Annotated in this window: 15 protein-coding genes and 1 pseudogene; 11 read left to right on the top strand and 5 right to left on the bottom strand. The window is 65.8% G+C overall.

The annotated features are described in order from the left end of the window. The first annotated feature begins 73 nt into the window (after window positions 1-73). From B5F90_RS00595 to trxB, 3 genes are all read left to right on the top strand, one after another. Window positions 74-931 carry a hypothetical protein gene (locus tag B5F90_RS00595; RefSeq protein WP_087359924.1) on the top strand — a complete coding sequence of 286 codons (858 nt, stop codon included), beginning with the start codon at window positions 74-76 and terminating at the stop codon, window positions 929-931. 4 nt (window positions 932-935) lie between these two features. Beyond that, window positions 936-1976, top strand: coding sequence for a WG repeat-containing protein (locus B5F90_RS00590; RefSeq protein ID WP_087359921.1), 1041 nt, complete (start codon window positions 936-938; stop codon window positions 1974-1976). A 67-nt stretch (window positions 1977-2043) separates the two neighbouring features. After that, window positions 2044-2964: a thioredoxin-disulfide reductase gene (gene trxB / locus B5F90_RS00585; protein ID WP_087359918.1), complete on the top strand. Its 921-nt coding sequence runs from the start codon at window positions 2044-2046 to the stop codon at window positions 2962-2964. Between the two features lie 193 nt (window positions 2965-3157). Here the strand turns inward: trxB and B5F90_RS00580 are convergent, their stop codons facing one another. Beyond that, a complete protein-coding gene (locus B5F90_RS00580; RefSeq protein WP_087359915.1) occupies window positions 3158-3721 on the bottom strand; it encodes a PepSY-associated TM helix domain-containing protein in 564 nt (187 codons plus the stop codon). Between the two features lie 24 nt (window positions 3722-3745). After that, window positions 3746-4357, bottom strand: coding sequence for a hypothetical protein (locus B5F90_RS00575; protein WP_087359912.1), 612 nt, complete (start codon window positions 4355-4357; stop codon window positions 3746-3748). A 216-nt stretch (window positions 4358-4573) separates the two neighbouring features. Here B5F90_RS00575 and B5F90_RS00570 point away from each other — a divergent pair, with 216 nt between their 5' ends. The 7 genes and pseudogenes from B5F90_RS00570 (at window position 4574) to B5F90_RS00540 (ending at window position 13066) form a co-directional block, all read left to right on the top strand. Next, window positions 4574-5497 (top strand): ribonuclease Z, encoded by a 924-nt coding sequence (locus B5F90_RS00570; RefSeq protein WP_087359909.1) that lies wholly within the window; start codon window positions 4574-4576, stop codon window positions 5495-5497. Beyond that, window positions 5494-6240 (top strand): RNA methyltransferase, encoded by a 747-nt coding sequence (locus B5F90_RS00565; RefSeq protein ID WP_087359905.1) that lies wholly within the window; start codon window positions 5494-5496, stop codon window positions 6238-6240. Before B5F90_RS00570 ends, B5F90_RS00565 begins: the two co-directional genes overlap by 4 nt. 355 nt (window positions 6241-6595) lie before the next feature. Further along, window positions 6596-7684, top strand: a complete 1089-nt coding sequence (gene pdxA / locus B5F90_RS00560) for a 4-hydroxythreonine-4-phosphate dehydrogenase PdxA (protein WP_087359902.1) — start codon at window positions 6596-6598, stop codon at window positions 7682-7684. A gap of 488 nt (window positions 7685-8172) precedes the next feature. Then, window positions 8173-10125, top strand: a complete 1953-nt coding sequence (gene thrS, locus B5F90_RS00555; protein ID WP_087359899.1) for a threonine--tRNA ligase — start codon at window positions 8173-8175, stop codon at window positions 10123-10125. A gap of 292 nt (window positions 10126-10417) precedes the next feature. Then, window positions 10418-10936, top strand: a pseudogene (gene infC, locus B5F90_RS00550) (translation initiation factor IF-3); the annotation flags it as partial. A gap of 480 nt (window positions 10937-11416) precedes the next feature. After that, window positions 11417-12382, top strand: coding sequence for an acyltransferase (locus tag B5F90_RS00545; RefSeq protein ID WP_087360637.1), 966 nt, complete (start codon window positions 11417-11419; stop codon window positions 12380-12382). Between the two features lie 36 nt (window positions 12383-12418). Then, a complete protein-coding gene (locus B5F90_RS00540; RefSeq protein ID WP_087359891.1) occupies window positions 12419-13066 on the top strand; it encodes an acylneuraminate cytidylyltransferase family protein in 648 nt (215 codons plus the stop codon). 97 nt (window positions 13067-13163) lie between these two features. Here the strand turns inward: B5F90_RS00540 and B5F90_RS00535 are convergent, their stop codons facing one another. Beyond that, the gene (locus B5F90_RS00535; RefSeq protein ID WP_087359889.1) at window positions 13164-14081 is read right to left on the bottom strand and encodes a hypothetical protein; all 918 of its coding nucleotides are present in this window, start codon (window positions 14079-14081) and stop codon (window positions 13164-13166) included. Between the two features lie 114 nt (window positions 14082-14195). Here B5F90_RS00535 and B5F90_RS00530 point away from each other — a divergent pair, with 114 nt between their 5' ends. Further along, window positions 14196-15125, top strand: a complete 930-nt coding sequence (locus B5F90_RS00530) for a glycosyltransferase family A protein (RefSeq protein WP_087359887.1) — start codon at window positions 14196-14198, stop codon at window positions 15123-15125. Between the two features lie 508 nt (window positions 15126-15633). Here the strand turns inward: B5F90_RS00530 and B5F90_RS00525 are convergent. Both B5F90_RS00525 and B5F90_RS00520 read right to left on the bottom strand, forming a co-directional pair. Continuing rightward, window positions 15634-16278, bottom strand: a complete 645-nt coding sequence (locus B5F90_RS00525; RefSeq protein WP_087359884.1) for a response regulator transcription factor — start codon at window positions 16276-16278, stop codon at window positions 15634-15636. 15 nt (window positions 16279-16293) lie between these two features. After that, complete coding sequence (locus tag B5F90_RS00520; protein WP_087359881.1) at window positions 16294-17250, bottom strand: ATP-binding protein; 957 nt, start codon at window positions 17248-17250, stop codon at window positions 16294-16296. Between the last annotated feature and the right edge of the window lie 167 nt (window positions 17251-17417).

Genomic DNA, 17417 nt, shown 5'->3' with positions numbered 1-17417 from the left:
GAACCGAGAAAACCCGAACCGAGAAAACCCGAACCGAGAAAACCCGAACCGAGAAAACCCGACACTACGACCCATGTATACGCAAAGCATCACGCGCAGCCACCGCACGGCCTTCTTCCTGGCCATCGACTGCTCCGGCTCGATGGCCGAGCCGATTCACTTCCGCGGCGGCTGCAAGGCCAAGAGCGAGGTGGTGGCCACCATCGCCAACGAACTGCTCTTCGAGCTTATCGAGCGGGCGCGCCGCAGCGACGGCGTGCGCGACTACTACGACATCGCCGTGCTGGGCTACCACGGCGACGACGAGGTGACGCCGCTGCTGGCCGACCGGGCGGCGATGCACACCGTCTGCGAACTGGCCGCCATGGAGCCCCGCATCCGCACCGAGCTGCTCGAATACCGGTTGCCCGACGGCGGCATCTCGCTGCGCGAAATCCCCACGCCCTGCTGGGTCGAGCCCCGCGCCGAGGGGCAGACGCCGATGTGCGAGGCGCTGCGCCGCATCCGCGACCTGGCCGCGGAGTGGGTCCTCCGCCCCGAAAACGCCGAGAGCTTCCCGCCCGTGGTCTTCAACATCACCGACGGCGAGGCGACCGACTGCGACGGAGAGGAGCTCCGCACGGTGGCCGAACAAATCCGCTCGCTGGCGACGGCCGACGGCAACGTGCTGCTGGTCAACATCCACATCGCCACGGCCGCCGACATGCGCCCGCTGCTCTTCCCCGAACCCTCCGAGGAGCACTACGCCAACCGCTACGCCTCGCTGCTCTACGACTGCTCGAGCACGATGCCCGAACCCTTCCATGCGGCCATCCGCGAGCTGAAGGGGGCCGGGGCGCTCCCGCCCTTCCGCGGCCTCTGCTTCAACGCCTCGGCCGCCGAGCTGGTCTCGGCGCTCAACATCGGCTCCATCAGCGTCAAAACCGAATAAGACGATGACACCCACACTCAACGACTTCACCCGCGCGCTGCTCACGCCCGACCTCTCCTTCGCAACGCTCGCCGACGCACGCGCCGTCACCGACCGTCAGGGGCTCCCCCGGCTGCGCCGGACGACCCGCTTTGCCGAGGCCCGCATCGAGTGGCGGGGCGGCAGCTGGCTGCTCTTTCTGCCGCTGGCCCCTCAGGCGCTGCTGCGCATCGAGCGCACGGCGGCCCGTCTGCGCCGGCTGACAAGCAACCTGCTGGCCTCCTACCGCATCCTCCCCGGCGAGATGCAGTGGTGCGACACGCTGGGCACGCCCCGCACCACGGACCTCATCCTGCAGGAGCTGCCCGCCGGTGCGGAGTTCTCTACGGCGTTGGAGACGGAGGAGCCCGCCACACTGCTTGCGGCGCTCGACACGCTGCAGGAGGGGCTCCGCAGCCTCGGCTTCAACCACCGCAACCTCAAGCCCGAGAATCTGCGCTGGTGCGCCGGGCGCTTCATCCCGCTGCGCTACCACGACGCCCGCTTCGGCACCACGGGGGCCGACGACGAGGCCTTCGAGGCGCTGCGGCAGCTGGTCATGGAGCAGGGCCGGAGCCATACCGCCGCGGACGCGGGGCAGACGCTGCACGATACGGCGGCCTCCTACACCGCCCTGCGCCGGCTGAAGGGGCACCGCTGGTGCAGCAACCTCTTCGAGGGGCTCGTCTGCGTCGAGGACGAGACGGGCTACGGCTTCGTCGACGCCTCGAACCGGGTGGTCATCCCCTCGCACTTCCTCTGGGCCAACGACTTCCACGAGGGACGCGCCGAGGTGCAGACGGCCGAAGGGATGGGCCTCATCGACAAGCAGGGCGGCTATGTCATCCCGCCGCACTACGAAATCGTGGAGTACGACCCCGCGACGAGCCTTAGCCTCGTACGCCGGGCCGGCAACTGGGCCCGCTTCGACTACCTCGGACGGCAGCTCACCCGCTTCGCACCCCTTGCCGAGCTCGGCGAGGAGGAGCCGGCGGCCGATGCAAGGGAGCCCCTTCCCGTCGGATGACGCGCCAGGCGGCGAACCGGCGCCGCAACAAGTTACGAATCACAAACACCAACAACCCATAGAGAACATGGAACAAGTCAAAGTCCTGATTATAGGCAGCGGCCCGGCGGGATACACCGCGGGCATCTACACCTCGCGCGCCAACCTGGCGCCCGTACTCTACGAGGGCATCGAGCCCGGCGGACAGCTCACCACCACCACCGAAATCGAAAACTTCCCGGGCTATCCCGAGGGGGTGGACGGCAACCAGATGATGGCCGACCTGCGGCGTCAGGCCGAGCGCTTCGGCACCGACGTACGCTCGGGCGTCGTAACGCGCGTCGACCTCTCGCAGCGCCCCTTCCGCGTCGAGGTCGACGGAGAGAAGGAGCTCCGGGCCGAGACGCTGATTGTCTCGACGGGCGCCTCGGCCAAGTACCTGGGCCTTCCGTCGGAGACGCGCTTCAGGGGGATGGGCGTGAGCGCCTGCGCCACGTGCGACGGCTTCTTCTACCGCAAGAAGGATGTGGCGGTGGTCGGCGGCGGCGACACGGCCTGCGAGGAGGCCACCTACCTCGCCTCGCTCTGCCGCAAGGTCTACATGATTGTGCGCAAGCCCTATCTGCGCGCCTCGAAGGCGATGCAGGAGCGCGTCTTCCATACGCCCAACATCGAGGTGCTCTTCGAGCACAACACGGTCGAGGTGCTGGGTGACGACAACGGCGTGACGGGGGCTCTGCTGCGCCACAACGACGGCACGGAGCGGCGCATCGACATCGACGGCTTCTTCCTGGCCATCGGCCACCACCCCAATACGGAGCTCTTCGCCGGACAGCTCGAGCTCGACGCCGAGGGGTACATCCGCACCGAACCCGGCACCTCGAAGACCTCGGTCGAGGGTGTCTTCGCCGCCGGCGACGTGCAGGACCCCCACTACCGGCAGGCCATCACCGCCGCCGGGTCGGGCTGCATCGCGGCGCTCGACTGCGAGCGCTTCCTGCACCAGTAGGCCGCGCTGACGGGAGATAACTCCGCAAGGAAGCACAAAGAGAGGCGACCGTCGCACGACGGCCGCCTCTCTTTGCATACGGCTCCAGCCGCCCGGGCAGTCTTCCCCCGGCAGTCCGGGCGGCATCTCCCGGAGCCCCGCTCCGGACTAAACGCCGCACCTGGACAGAAGGCCCCGCACCGACCCGAGCGCCTCACTCCAGCAGGAAGAGGAAGAGCAGCGGGATGACCATTCCGGCCAGCAGCTCCACGCCGCCGCGCCCCCACAGCCCCTTGGGACCGCGCACCATGACCAGCCCCGTGAGGACAATCACCACCAGCCCCGCCAGGAAGAGGTCCGAGAAGAGGGTCCACCACCGCGAGGGGTTGTAGTGCAGGCGGTTGAGCCCGCTCAGCAGCGGCCGGCGGCGAATCTCCTCGTAGAGCCCCTCGCCGCGGCGAAGGTCGACCGTGAGCGTGGCGCCGCCGCGCAGGAAGAGCTTCATTGTCCCCGCCTCGGGGAAGTAGTGCTTCAGACAGCTCCACTCCCCGCCGGCGGCCGCAAGCAGGCTGTCGACCCGCCCGCGGCTCCACGACGCCTCGTCCGCCGGCAGCGGCCCGGCAAAGGCGACCGTGCGCCGCACGACGGAGTAGTCGGCGTTGAAGTCGCGCTTGTGGTTAAGCATGAAGCCCGAGACGGCATAGAGAAGCAGCACCCCCGTGAAGAAGTACGAGAGGTCGCGGTGCAGCAGCCTGCTCCACCGCCTCAGGGTGTTCATCCGTTCGTTCCGACCCACGGCGCGCTACTCGACGATTTCGTACGCGGAGCCCTCCACGTGGTAGAACGACAGGTAGGCCTTCCCCTCGCGGGCCTCACGCTCGGCAATGCGCCGCCGGAAGTCGGCGATGCGCCGTGCGGCACCCGCCTCGAGTGATTCGCCGCGGGCCTGCTTCTCGGTCGTGCATCCGCCCTCGCCGTCGCCGTGACGCTCCCCTTCTCCACTGTGCAGGCGCGCCTCCCAGGCCGCCAGATAGGCCTCGTCGATGCGGCTCTCGCACACCGTGCCCGTCACCCGCACCGGACGGTTGACGCACACGGGGCTGAAGCTGCCGATGCGCTCCCCCGCCTCGATGCGCAGCAGGCGGCGCGGCGCGGAGCCCATGAGGAAAATCTTGCGGCCGCCGTGTTTGCAGATGTGGGTGCAGACTCCCTCGATGCGCACCTGACGCCCAACCAGCGAGGCCGCGTCAGCAAGCAGTGAGTCCACCCCGACAACCGCCGGCGTAGCCGCGGCATCGGCCGTCTGCGGTGCCGCACGCTGCTCCCGGGTCCGGCTGCCGCCACCGCCGCAGGCCGTCAACACGAGGAGGAGCCCAAGGGCCGCTCCCCGAAACATGATTTGTTTCATCTTCATAATCGTATCCGTTTGGTTCGTATTTTTCCGACGGCAAAGGAAGCGCATCCGTCCCGGCGGGGCAATACCCACAAATGGGGATTCGCGCCCCGGGACATCCCCATCCCGGCGGGCGAAACCCCTTGGCGGTGCGGGGAAAAATTCGTACTTTTGCCGACGGAGCGCCCCGCCGGCCGCAGGCCGCACGGGAGCCCCGCCGCAAAACCCCGCACAATGATGAGTTTCAACGTCACCATACTCGGCTCCTCGTCGGCCAAGCCGACCATCGACCGCCACCCCTCGGCCCAGGTGGTGAACGTCCACGAACAGTACTACCTGGTCGATGCGGGCGAGGGGACGCAGCAACAGCTCATCCGCTACGGGGTCAACCCGCTGAAGCTGCGCGCCGTCTTCATCTCGCACCTCCACGGCGACCACCTCTTCGGACTCTTCCCGCTGCTCTCGACGCTGGGGCTCTACGGCCGCCGGACCGAGCTTCCGGTCTATGCGCCGGCCCCCTTCGGCGAGCTGCTCGCCTGCCACCTGCGCTACTTCGACACGGACCTCCCCTACGAGGTCACCTGGCACGAGGTGCGCACCACGGAGCATGCGCTGCTCTTCGAGAACCGCACACTCGAGGTGTGGAGCATCCCGCTGCGGCACCGCGTGCCGACGGCCGGCTTCCTCTTCCGCGAGAAGCGCCCGCCGCTCAACATCGAGAAGCACCAGATTGTGCGCTACGGCCTCTCCATCGCCCAGATTGCCGCCGCCAAGCGGGGCGAGGACATCCTCCTCGACTCGGGCGAGCGGATTCCCAATGCGGAGCTCACCTACCTCCCATACGAACCACGCTCGTACGCCTACCTCTCGGACACCAACTTCTCGGCCAAGGCCGCCGGGCTCTGTCGGGGGGTGGATTTGATGTACCACGAGGCGACCTACGCCGCCGCGGAGCAGAAGCTGGCCCGTGAACGGGGCCACTCGACCACGCTCGACGCCGCACGGGCGGCCCTCAAGGCCGGAGCCCGGAGGCTCATCATCGGCCACTTCTCGACGCGCTACAAGCAGCTCGACGAGCTGGTGGCCGAGGCCCGCACGCTCTTTCCCGAAACCTACGCCGCCCGCGAAGGCGAAACCTTTACCCTGGAGAAACACCAATGACCAAAGCCGAACTGCAACTCGTCCGCTCGCTTGCCGACAAGCGGGGACGCACCGAAACGGGACTCTTCGTCGCCGAAGGAGCCAAGCTCGTCGGCGAGCTGCGCGCCTCGCACCTGCGCGTGCGCAAGATTTTCGCCCTCGAGGGGCTCTTCGAGGGGCCCGAGGTCGAATGCGTCACCCCGCGCGACATGGAGCGCCTCTCGCTGCTCAAGACCGCCTCCAATTCGCTGGCGCTGGTCGAGATACCCCGCTACCGGTTCGACGCCGCCGGGGCGGGGCGGCGGCTTACGCTCGCCCTGGACCAGGTGCAGAACCCCGGCAATCTGGGGACCATCATCCGGCTGGCCGACTGGTTCGGCATCGGCGATATCGTCTGCTCGCCCGACTCGGCCGACTGCTTCAACCCCAAGGTGGTGCAGGCGACCATGGGGGCCATCCTCCGCGTGCGGCTCCACTACACGGAGCTCGATGCGCTGCTGGCCGACGCCGCGGCGCGCCGCACGCCCCTCTACGGCACCTTCCTCGAGGGGGAGAACCTCTACGATGCGGAGCTGACCGAGGGCGGCATCGTCGTGATGGGCAACGAGGGGCGCGGCGTCTCGGAGCGGGTGGCCCGCCACATCGACCACCGGCTCTTCATCCCGCCCTACCCGGCCGACCGGCACGGCTCCGAATCGCTCAACGTCGCCATGGCCACCGGCATCGTCTGCGCCGAGTTCCGCCGCCGCGCCGCACGCCGCTGACAGGGCCGTTCCCGCACACACTCACCGCCGCGTACCCGCCGCATCACCTTCCGTCGGACTGCACCCTTCCGGGACATCGCCCTCCGAGACTACACCCGCACCCGTCCGGAGCGTCGCCCGCCGAAGCCGCTTCCGCACACTCTTCCCGAGCCCGCGTTCCACCGCCTCGCCGCTGCACACCGTCCCCTGCCGTCCCCACCATCGTCACACCTCCTCCCGCCGCACCCGCCTTCCATCGTCCCGCTCCTGCACGCCGCCCCCTGCAACACCCCTCCGCCGTCCGCCGCTTTTTGAGGCTCCGGGGCGCGGCGTTGCGATTTTTTACCTATCTTTGTCATTTGAAACGATTTTGACTATGTCGGAACAGAAACTCAGAATAGGCATCACGCAGGGCGACCCCAACGGCATCGGCTGGGAGGTGATTCTCAAAACCTTCGCCGATATGCGCATGACGGAGCTCTGCACACCCGTCATCTACGGCTCGCCCCAGGCGGCCGCCTTCTACCGCAAGTGCGTCGAGGATTCGGAGGAGCTCACGCTCAACCCCATCGTCTCGGCCCACGAGGCTCGCCGCGGCCGCGTCAACCTGGTCGCCTGCGGCGACATGAAACCCGAACCGGGCAAGGAGTCGGCCGAAGCGGGCCGCGCCGCCGTCGAGGCACTCGTACGCGCCACCGACGACCTGAAGCAGGGGCTGCTCGACGCGCTGGTCACCGCCCCCATCAACAAGGAGGCCGTCCAGTCGGACGACTTCCGCTACACGGGCCATACGGAGTTCTTCGGTGCCGAGTTCGACGGCGAGCCGATGATGATTATGTGCAGCGACGTGTTGCGCGTGGGGCTGGTCACCAAGCACATCCCCGTGGCGGAGGTGAGCCGCAACATCTCGACCGAGAAGATTCTCCGCGACCTCCACACGCTGCGCCGCTCGCTCATCCGCGACTTCGGCATCGTCGAGCCGCGCATCGCCGTCATGGCGCTCAACCCCCACGCCGGCGACGGCGGGCTGCTGGGCCACGAGGAGGAGGAGATTATCCGCCCGGCCATCGTCGAGGCCTTCAACCAGGGGGTGCTGGCCTTCGGCCCCTTTGCCGCCGACGGGCTCTTCGCCGGGGGCGGATTCGCACGCTACGACGGCATCCTGGCCATGTACCACGACCAAGGGCTGACCCCCTTCAAGACCCTCTCGCCCGACGGCGTGAACTTCACGGCCAACCTCTCCGTCGTGCGCACCTCGCCCGACCACGGCACGGCGTTCGACATTGCCGGCACGGGCCGTGCCGACGCCCAGTCGATGCGCAATGCCATCTACGCCGCCATCGACATCACGCAGCGCCGCCGCGCCTGGGAGGAGTGGACGAGCAATCCTTTGCCGCATGCCGAGCGCGAGAAGAGCACGCGCGACGTCTCGGTCAAGGAGCTGCCCCAGACCGAGAAGGAGTAGCCGGAACGCTGCGGACCCGGAACCCTGCGACCGACACGCCGCGACCGGAGCGCCTCAATGGAGAGCCCCGACCAACGCCGCAACCGAAACAGCCGCGGACCCGGAACCCTGCGACCAACGCCGCAGCCGAACGCCGGGACCGGATAACCGGGACCGACACGCCGGTCCCGGAACAGCCGCAACCGGAGCGCCGCGGCCCCGAAACCATGCAACCAGAGGGCCGCTTCCCCTTGCCCCGACGCCGCTCCAAAAACGGACGAAACGGGGTACGAAGCCGGACGAAACCCGTTGAAGGAGAGCCCCGGGGGCGCTCCGACAGGCCCGAAAGGGAGAAAACGGAGAATCGAAGCGATTTTTTTCGGTTCGGCGGTACAGAATTCGTACATTTATTTTTAATTTTGCCGCAACACCCGGACAAACCGAGGGCGTATTCCGTCTCGTAATTGTGGAAGCGCCCAAGGAGCCGAAAACTTAAACAAAACAACAAAATGGTAAAAATCACTTTCCCCGACGGCTCCGTGAGAGAGTATGCCGAAGGGACGACTGCGTACCAGATTGCGGAGAGTATCAGCCCTCGTTTAGCTGCCGACTCGCTCGCTGCCGCAGTCAACGGCGCAACGGTGGACATGATGCGCCCGATTAAGGAGGATGCCTCCATCAAATTCTACAAGTGGGACGACGACGAGGGCAAGCACGCCTTCTGGCACACCTCGTCGCACCTGCTGGCCGAAGCGCTCGAAGCCCTCTACCCGGGCATCAAGTTCGGCATCGGCCCCGCCATCGAAAACGGCTTCTACTACGACGTGGATTCGCCGACCCCCATCACCGAGGCCGACCTGCCGCGCATCGAGCAGAAGATGCAGGAGCTGGCCCGCAACAAGGAGCCGCTCATCCGGCGCGAGGTCCCCAAGGCCGAGGCCCTGAAGACCTTCACCGAAAAGGGCGACCAATACAAGGTCGAGCTCATCACCGACCTTGAGGACGGTACGATTTCGTTCTACACCAACGGCGCATTCACCGACCTATGCCGCGGTCCGCATATCCCCAACACGGGCTACATCAAGGCCATCAAGCTGACGTCGGTTGCCGGTGCCTACTGGCGCGGCAACGAGAAGAACAAGATGCTGACGCGTATCTACGGCATCTCGTTCCCCAAGAAGTCGATGCTCGACGAGTACCTCACCATGATGGAGGAGGCCAAAAAGCGCGACCACCGCAAGCTGGGCAAGGAGCTCGAGCTCTTCACCTTCTCGCAGCGCGTGGGTCCGGGTCTGCCCCTCTGGCTGCCCAAGGGTGCCGCGCTGCGCGACCGTCTGGAGCAGTTCCTGCGCGGCGTGCAGAAGGAGTACGGATACCAGCAGGTCATCACCCCGCACATCGGCAACAAGGAGCTCTACGTCACCTCGGGCCACTACGCCAAGTACGGCAAGGACTCCTTCCAGCCTATTCACACCCCGGTCGAGGGCGAGGAGTATCTGCTCAAGCCGATGAACTGCCCGCACCACTGCGAAATCTACCGCTCGAAGCCCCGTTCGTACAAGGACCTGCCGCTGCGCCTGGCCGAATTCGGTACGGTCTACCGCTACGAGCAGTCGGGTGAGCTCCACGGACTGACGCGTGTGCGCGGATTCACGCAGGACGATGCCCACATGTTCGTACGCCCCGACCAGCTGCTCGAGGAGTTCGAGAAGGTGATTGACATCGTGCTCTACATCTTCAAGACGCTGAAGTTCGACAACTATACGGCACAGATTTCGCTGCGCGACCCCAACAACCGCGAGAAGTACATCGGTTCGGACGAGAACTGGGAGAAGGCCGAGAACGCCATCATCCAGGCAGCGAAGGACAAGGGGCTCAAGACGGTGGTCGAGTACGGCGAAGCGGCCTTCTACGGCCCGAAGCTCGACTTCATGGTCAAGGATGCCATCGGCCGCAAGTGGCAGCTGGGCACCATCCAGGTGGACTACAACCTGCCCGAGCGCTTCGATTTGACCTACAAGGGGGCAGACGACAAGCTGCACCGCCCCATCATGATTCACCGCGCGCCCTTCGGCTCGATGGAGCGCTTCGTCGCCGTGCTGCTCGAGCACACGGCCGGCAAGTTCCCGCTCTGGCTGGCGCCCGACCAGGTGGTCGTACTGCCCATCTCGGAGAAGTACAACGACTACGCCAACGAGGTGTCGGAGTACCTCAACCGCTACGACGTCCGCGCCCAGGTGGATGACCGCAACGAGAAAATCGGCCGCAAGATTCGCGACAACGAGCTCAAGCGCATCCCCTACCTGCTGATTGTCGGCGAGAAGGAGCAGGCCGAGCGGCTCGTCTCGGTCCGTGCCCAGGGCGAAGGCGACAAGGGACAGATGACCCTCGAGCAGTTCCGCGACTTCATCACCGGACTGGTCAAGGAGGAGATTGAATCGCACAAGCTGAAAAAGGCATAACACCGACGAAGCGCAGGGCCTGCGGCTTCAGTCGCAGACCCTGCCTTTTTTCACGCTCCGACAGCTCCTTTGGAAGAGACCGCCCAAAAGGCACCGCAAACGGTCGTGGCAACCCGGAGCGGATGTCTCCGACTAAGGCGCCAGCGAGCAGCGAAACAACAATAGAAAACATTTAACCATTTAATTTACAACAACTATCGCAGCACCGAAACCATTCCCGCCGAGGCCGTTCAACCCCGGGAATAACAGACCGAAACCGGCCGGTGGCGCTCCCCGCACGGGACGCAAGCCCGAAAAGGAGAACCCGCACCGCATCAACGACCAAATCACCGCACCCGAGGTGCGCGTGGTGGGCGACAACATCGAGCAACCCAAGGTCATGTCGCTCCGCGAGGCTCTGCGCCTGGCGGACGAGATGGAGCTCGACCTGATTGAGATTTCGCCGAAAGCCGACCCCCCGGTATGCCGCATCGCCGACTACCAGAAGTTCCTCTACCAGCAGAAGAAGAAGGCCAAGGAGCTGAAAGCCAACCAGACGAAGGTGGTGGTCAAGGAGATTCGCTTCGGTCCGCAGACCGACGACCACGACTACAACTTCAAGCTCAAGCATGCCGAGAACTTCCTCAAGGAGGGGGCCAAGGTGAAGGCCTACGTCTTCTTCCGCGGCCGTTCGATTGTCTTCAAGGAGCAGGGCGAAATCCTGCTGCTGCGCTTCGCCACCGACCTGGAGGAGTATGCCAAGGTGGAGATGATGCCCAAGCTCGACGGCAAGAAGATGAACATGATGCTTGCCCCGAAGAGCAAGAAGTAGAGCGGCTCCGGACCCGTACGGCCCGACCTGCGAACAAGACGACAACCGCAGCGCGGAACAACTCCGCCGCTGGCGGTTGTTGTTTTTTTAGGCGGGGGGGGACGCGGCGAAGACCAACCGATGCTGAACTGCCAGCCGGGGGGGCCGACTGACACAGAGCCGCCCGACCCGGCGAAAACCGACCGATACGGCCCCACCCGACCCAGAGGAATGACTACCCGCGTGTACCGGGGACGCCGGCCTGGAATTGCGGATGCCGGGGCGGGCGGCCAAGAGTTGCAGATACCGAGACAGCCGGCCACAAGTTGCAGATGCCGGGACAGCCGGCCGCACCGGCCGCACCGAATGAACCGCCGAAACGGAGGCATCGAAACGGAGCCGCCGCCCGACAGGGCCTCCCCCACCCGGAAGGGCATCGGAAAAGGGAATTCCGAAATCGGAAATAAATCGCTACCTTTGCAGCAAATGGTTTCAGCCTACATGCTTACCGACGACGACCTGTTCCGCATTGCGGACAACGAGGCTTTCGAGGCGGCGGCGCTGGAGACCTTCCGCTTCCAGGCCGAAAGGTGCGCCCCCTACCGCCAATACCTCGCACTGATTGGAGTGCGCCCCGGGCAGATTCACCGCCCGGAGGAGATTCCCCATCTGCCCATCGGCCTCTTCAAGACGCACGACATCTACTGCGGCGACGCGGCTCCCGAGGCGGTCTTCACCTCGAGCAGCACCACGGGCATGACCCCATCGCACCATGCGATGCGTTCGCTGGCGCTCTACGAGCAGGCCTTCCGCGCCTCGTTCCGCACCTTCTACGGCGAGCCGCGGCGGTGGAGCCTCTACGCGCTGCTGCCCAACTACCTGCGCCGCAAGGGTTCGTCGCTGGTCTACATGGCCGACCGGCTGATTGCCGACTGCGGCTCGGGAGGCTTCTACCTCGACGACTACGAGCGGCTGCTCGACGACATGGCCGCCGACCCGAAGCCCAAGATTCTGCTCGGCGTGAGCTATGCGCTATGGGACCTGGCCGAACGCTACTCGCCGAAGCTAAAGGGTACGGTGGTGATGGAGACCGGCGGCATGAAGGGCTACCGCGAGGAGCTGCCCAAGGAGGAGTTCCACCGCATCCTCTGCGACGCCTTCGGCGTGGAGGTCATCCACTCGGAATACGGCATGGCGGAGCTCACCTCGCAGGCCTACTCGCTCGGCGGCAACCGCTTCCGCTGCCCGGGGTGGATGCGCGTGGAGGTGCGCGACATCAACGACCCCTTCGAGCTGCTGCCCGACGGCTCGCGCGGCGGCATCAACATCACCGACCTGGCCAACCGCTGGTCGTGCGCCTTCATCCAGACCGAGGATGTGGGCAAACGCTTTACGGACGGCTCGTTCGACATCGAGGGGCGCATCGACCACAGCGACATCCGGGGCTGCAACCTGCTGGTGCAGTAACGTCTATCAACCGACCGAACACGTAACACGAAAGAGATGAAAACCGTAGCATTCGTACCCATACGCCTCAACAGCCAGCGCGTGAGCGGCAAGAACCTCCGCCTGCTGGGTGGCGAACCCCTCATGTGCCACATTCTGCGGACGCTGACCCGCGTCGAGGGCATCGACGAGGTCTATGTCTTCTGCAGCGACGAGCGCATCCGCGAGCTGCTGCCCGAGGGGGTCCGCTTCCTGCAGCGCAGCGCGGAGCTCGACCGCGACACCACCCTCGGCCGCGAAATCTACGACGCCTTCACCGCCCGCGTCGAGGCCGACCTCTACGTGCTGGCCCACGCCACCTCGCCCTTCATCCGCCCGGAGACCATCTCCGGGGCTCTTGCGAAGGTGCAATCGGGGGAGTACGACTCGGCCTTCAGCGCCGAGAAGATTCAGACCTTCGCCTGGTTCAAGGGGCGTCCGCTCAACTACGCGCTCGACAACATCCCCCGCACGCAGACCATCGAGCCGGTCTACATAGAGACCAGCGCCTTCTTCATCTTCCCGCGGGGGCTGTGGTGCGGCGACCACCGCCGCATCGGCGACCGCCCCTACATGGCGGTGGTCGAGCGGGTCGAGGGGCTCGACATCGACTATCCGGAGGACTTCGCCATGGCAGAGATTATCGCCGCCAGCCGCGGACTCTGAGCCGCCCGCGCCGCCGCGCCGACAAACAGGGCCTCCGGTGATGTGCATCATCCCCGGAGGCCCTGTTTTTTCATCGACGGACCGAAGCTGAAGGAGGCTATTTCGGCTCCGCCTCCTGCTGCTCGGCCTCGCCGGCGCGCTCATAGGCGTCAATCATCGAGCCGGCCGTGTGGTTGACAATCCGCGCACCGAGCGTTGCGGCGTAGTCGCGCAGCACCTCGTGGCCGCGGAAGAGCTCGGCCACCTCGGCCAGGTAGGAGGCCATCGTGTAGGGGACGGGCGGAAGGGTGGCGTTGAAGTAGATGGGGCGCGGAGCCGCGGCCGCACCCTGGTCGTAGTAGTGGCGGTCGGCGCGGCAGAGGCGGTTCGAGGCGTCGACGCACAACCCCTCGAGCAGCGTATGGTCGACGCCGTAGAGCGACAGATGGCGGTAGCCCAGCAGCAGCCCGATGTACTCGCCGTTCTGGATGACCGTGCCGAAGTTGGCGCTCCCCAGCCCGTGGCGGAAGAGCCAGAACTCGACGCTGCGGAAGCCGTGGTAGAGCAGCGTATGGAAGGGGACGATGCGGATATGGGGGTTGGGCAGCCGGCGGCGATAGTCGAACCGCTCGGGGTTGTAGTACTGCACGTAGAGGTTCATCTCCCACGTGACCTTCTCGTTGAGCCTCCGGTAGAGCGCCTCGACCCGCTCGCGGTTGACGCTCTGGCGGAAGAACATCGGGTCGGAGAGGACGTAGTATTTGGGGCGAATCTCCTCGAAGCGGTCATCCTCGGCGAAGAAGTTGACCACCAGGAAGTCCTTCGTGCGGTGGTCGCCGCGCGCAAGCAGCCGCGGCAGTTCGCGCCCGAGCGAGGGGCCGTTGGCCAGCAGCACGAGCTCCTGCGAGGGGCGGCCGACCACCCCGGCGCGGCCGACGTAGTTGCGGAAGTTCTCCTTCACGGCCATCGCCGCGAAGTAGAAGAGCGTATCGAAGGTATTGCGGAGCAGAGCAACGATTCTGAGCGACAGGGTCATGGGCTGATGTTTTGAAATTGGGCACGCGGGCAGCCCGACACCCGTCGGAGCGGCCCGATGCCGCTTGCAAATGTAGCAAAATAACGATACCTTTGCAAGAAAGAGCCCGACGCCGTGAGCACACCCACCTTTTCGGTCATCATACCCCTCTACAACAAGGAGGCGGAGGTCGCCGCGACCCTCCGCTCGGCCCTCGAACAGAGCCTCCGCCCGCTGGAGGTCATCGTCGTCGACGACGGCTCGACGGACCGCTCGGCCGAGGTTGTCGTCTCCTTCCGCTCGCCGCTCATCCGCCTCATCCGCCAGCCGAACGCCGGCGTGAGCGCCGCCCGCAATAGGGCCATCGCCGAGGCGCGGGGCGAGTATGTCGCTCTGCTCGACGCCGACGACCGGTGGCGCCCCGGCTTCCTGGCCGAAATCGCCTCGATGATTGAGCGCTGGCCCGACTGCGGGCTCTACGCCACGGCCTTCGACATCGTGAGCGACGAGGGGCTCGTGCCGGGCCGCACCCCCCGCGAGCGGGGGCCCGTCGACGACTTCTTCACCCGCTCGATGAGCTGCTACGTGGCCATCCCCTCAGCCAGCGTCATCCCGCGTACCCTCTTCGCAGAGGTGGGGCTCTTCCCCGTGGGGATGAAGCTGGGCGAGGACCAGTACCTCTGGACCCGCATCGCCCGCTGCCGCCCGGTCTGCTTCTCGCCCGAGCGGCTGGTGCTCTACTCACGCGTCGCCTCGAACCGCTCCAATGCGGTCTACACCCCCGAACGGAGCCGCCACACGCTCGAGGAGCTCTACGACGCCTCGGCCTCGGAGGCCAGCAACGAATACGTCGCCCGCGTGGCGCTGGGCAAGGCGCTGGTCATCAGCGCCAAGGGCGGCACCGAGGAGGCGGCGCGCACGGTCCGCTTCTTCGGCTGGACGCGGCTGAACCGCCGCCTGCTGCGCAAGGTGCGGATACTCAACGCGCTCCCTGCGGCGTGGCGCCCTGCGCTGCTCGACGCCTACAACCGTCTGGCCTGGCGCCTGGCCCGCAAGGGGCTCTGAGCGGAGGACTCCCGGACGGCAGAGACCGGGCATCAAACGACAGGCATAAGACGACGGCTCCGCCTCATAATCGACCCGCACCGATTCCGGACAACTGCTCCGAACGCCCATCCCGGACCGCTGCTCCGGACAGGCTGCGACCGCCCGTCTTGACAGCCGTCCTCAACGTCCGGCGACCGACATGGAGGCTCGGGGAGCCCGGCAATCATCCGGAGCTTCCGGCGACCGACGGGGAAATCCGGCATCCGCCCGGCCCGCACAAAAAAACATCCGACCCCAAAAGGTCGGATGTTTTCTTATGTTTTAGAGTATCCCAGCGAAAGGAGGGTCTCCATTTCCAGGCTGCCCCCCGTCTGTATTACTGACTCAGCGATTCCACTCCCGGACGGCCACGTCGTTTTCCGCGTGCACCGATACCTTTCTGCCTGTGCTCGGCTTGTTGCCCCGCCGGCTCCCCGCTGCATCTCTCTGCGCCTATCAGCCGGGCCCTCGTGGCGCCCCCTCGGCGTCAGATGTCGACAATCCCGTGGCGGATGGCGTAGACGACCAGCGAGGCGGTATTCTTGCACCCAGTCTTCTCCAGAATATTGGCCCGGTGCTTGTCGACCGTGCGCTTCGAGATGAAGAGCTCGTCGGCAATCTCCTGATTCGAGAGGCCGCGGCAGACCGCCACCAGAATCTCGCGCTCGCGCTCCGAGAGCTGCTCGTCGGGGGCATCCTCGCGCGCATGCATGCGTCCGGCAAGCGACGAGAGCAGCTGCGGGCTGAAGTAGCTGCCACCGGCCTCGACCGTGTCGATGGCCTGCAGCACGTCGCTGATGTCGGAGTCCTTGAGCAGGAAGCCCCGCGCCCCGGCCTGCACCATACGCTGGTAGTAGCTTTCGTCGCCGAACATCGAGAGGGTGATGATTTTCAGCTCGGGACGCTGCGCCAGCGCCCGTTCGGTCGTCCGCGCGCCGTCGATGCCCGGCATCGAGAAGTCCATGAAGACCACGTCGGTCTCCAGCCCGGGCAGCAGAGCCAGGAACTCCTCGCCGCTGGCCGCCTCGGCCACCACACGATACCCCTCGCAACGGTCGAGCAGCCCCCGCAGTCCATTGCGGAAGAGCGAATGGTCGTCGACCAGCACGATTCTGCACTCCTTCTTTTCCATCTTCACCGTCTCCGTTTACTTTTTACGCGGCGGCACGCCTTGTGCCACCCCTACGTGAATCGAGGCGCGCATGCCCCGCCCCCGCGAACTCGTTATCTGGAAGCGCCCCCCGAGCGAATTAATCCGCGAGGCGATGTTCGAGAGCCCCATGCCGCAGTCCATCATTGCCTGGGGGTTGAAGCCCCGCCCGTCGTCCGTGTACTCGAGCGAGAGCGAACCGCTGCTCTGCGAGAGCGAGAGGTTGATGGACTTGCAGCCCGAATGTTTGAGCGAGTTGTTGATGAGCTCGCAGATGACGCGGTAGAGAATCACCTCCGTGTCGGGGTCGTAGCGCTCCGTGCGCAGGTTGGTCGTGAAGCGAATCTTCACATTGTGCATCGCGGCGCTGCGGTCGATGAAGTTCTGTACGCCGCGCGCCAGTCCGAAGTCGATGAGCACGTGGGGCGAGAGGTTGTTCGAGATTTCGCGCAGCGAGCGAATCGCCTCGTCGATGACATAGGTCGTGTTGGCGATAATCTCGCGCTGCTCGGGGTCGCGCTCCTCGCGGGCGAGGGCCGAGAGCGACATCTTGGCCGACGAGAGCAGCGGGCCCAGCCCGTCGTGCAGCTCCTTCGAGAAGCGCGAGCGGGTCTTCTCCTCGGTGCGCAGCACGGCCGTCAGGATGCGGCGGTTGAGCAGCTGACGCTGGCGGTTGAGCCGCCCGATGTACTTGAAGAGCTTGTGGGCGTACATGACCCCGATGGAGAGGCAGACCGAGATGACGATGCCCAGGTAGGCGAACCACCCCCGCGGGACATACTGCCCGCTGGCGGCGAGGAACTGTACCAGCCGCTCGACCGAGAGCAGCGAGAAGCCCACGATGAAGAGAATCCACACCGAGTTGTACTTCGTCGTACGCACCAGACGCAGGGCGTAGAGCGTGGCCAGGGTCTGGATGACGATGGCGATGATGAGCAGTATCTTAATCAGCATAAAGCGCCGCAGTTTTCCTGGGGTTAAACGGATGCGCGGCCCGGGCGCGGAGTGTCGGGCAGGCGCGGAGCCACCCGGCAGACCGCCCTTCGCGGGCGTACCAATTACAAAGATACGAAAATCCGCGGATATTCCGCAAACGTCATGCGCAACGTCCGCACCCGCCT

This window comes from Alistipes sp. An31A, from assembly GCF_002159425.1.
Classification (GTDB): Bacteria; Bacteroidota; Bacteroidia; order Bacteroidales; family Rikenellaceae; genus Alistipes; species Alistipes excrementigallinarum.
Note: the sequence above shows the minus strand (reverse complement) of the source record. Positions and strands in the feature narration are given on the sequence as shown.

Bases quoted from the DNA above. Each gene is read 5' to 3' on its own strand.
- B5F90_RS00595 (WP_087359924.1), top strand. From the start codon at position 74: ATGTATACGCAAAGCATCACGCGCAGCCACCGCACGGCCTTCTTCCTG.
- B5F90_RS00590 (WP_087359921.1), top strand. From the start codon at position 936: ATGACACCCACACTCAACGACTTCACCCGCGCGCTGCTCACGCCCGAC.
- trxB (WP_087359918.1), top strand. From the start codon at position 2,044: ATGGAACAAGTCAAAGTCCTGATTATAGGCAGCGGCCCGGCGGGATAC.
- B5F90_RS00580 (WP_087359915.1), bottom strand. From the start codon at position 3,721: ATGAACACCCTGAGGCGGTGGAGCAGGCTGCTGCACCGCGACCTCTCG.
- B5F90_RS00575 (WP_087359912.1), bottom strand. From the start codon at position 4,357: ATGAAGATGAAACAAATCATGTTTCGGGGAGCGGCCCTTGGGCTCCTC.
- B5F90_RS00570 (WP_087359909.1), top strand. From the start codon at position 4,574: ATGAGTTTCAACGTCACCATACTCGGCTCCTCGTCGGCCAAGCCGACC.
- B5F90_RS00565 (WP_087359905.1), top strand. From the start codon at position 5,494: ATGACCAAAGCCGAACTGCAACTCGTCCGCTCGCTTGCCGACAAGCGG.
- pdxA (WP_087359902.1), top strand. From the start codon at position 6,596: ATGTCGGAACAGAAACTCAGAATAGGCATCACGCAGGGCGACCCCAAC.
- thrS (WP_087359899.1), top strand. From the start codon at position 8,173: ATGGTAAAAATCACTTTCCCCGACGGCTCCGTGAGAGAGTATGCCGAA.
- B5F90_RS00545 (WP_087360637.1), top strand. From the start codon at position 11,417: ATGCTTACCGACGACGACCTGTTCCGCATTGCGGACAACGAGGCTTTC.
- B5F90_RS00540 (WP_087359891.1), top strand. From the start codon at position 12,419: ATGAAAACCGTAGCATTCGTACCCATACGCCTCAACAGCCAGCGCGTG.
- B5F90_RS00535 (WP_087359889.1), bottom strand. From the start codon at position 14,081: ATGACCCTGTCGCTCAGAATCGTTGCTCTGCTCCGCAATACCTTCGAT.
- B5F90_RS00525 (WP_087359884.1), bottom strand. From the start codon at position 16,278: ATGGAAAAGAAGGAGTGCAGAATCGTGCTGGTCGACGACCATTCGCTC.
- B5F90_RS00520 (WP_087359881.1), bottom strand. From the start codon at position 17,250: ATGCTGATTAAGATACTGCTCATCATCGCCATCGTCATCCAGACCCTG.